The organism is Anaerotignum faecicola (assembly GCA_024460105.1).
In the GTDB taxonomy this organism is placed as follows: Bacteria; Bacillota; Clostridia; order Lachnospirales; family Anaerotignaceae; genus JANFXS01.
Map to the genome: position 1 here is coordinate 1 of JANFXS010000264.1, position 458 is coordinate 458.

Annotated in this window: 1 protein-coding gene; it reads left to right on the top strand. The window is 52.2% G+C overall.

Translation table 11 applies throughout. The features are described 5' to 3' along the window. The coding region (locus NE664_13875; GenBank protein ID MCQ4727722.1) for a GGDEF domain-containing protein at window positions 1-458 on the top strand (458 nt) is incomplete at both ends.

Genomic DNA, 458 nt, shown 5'->3' on the forward strand with positions numbered 1-458 from the left:
GAAAGACGGAGCAGGAAGCAGATGAACTGATTAAGCTGGTGGAAGAGCGGTTGCTGGCAGTGCGCAGACAGGACAGGATTCCTTACGAACTGAGCTTCTGTACGGGAATTTTAGAATTGAAGCCGGAGCACACCATGAGTGTGACGGATATTCTGCGGGAAGTGGACGAGCGCATGTATGACCAGAAGCGCCAGTATCATATGCGGCAGGGAAAAGAGTCGGTTCTGGCGGCGTCCGAAGCCCAATGGCGCCTTTTAAAACCGGAGGCGTTTGACTACGACCAGCAGTATCTGTATGATGCGCTGGTAGAGAGTACGGATGATTATCTGTACGTATGCGATATGGCGACCAATACCTTCCGGTACAGCAGGAAGCTGGTGGAAGAGTTTGCTTTTCCGGGTGAGGTGATTCAAAATGCCGCAGATATCTGGCGCTCCATTATCCATCCGGCAGACTGG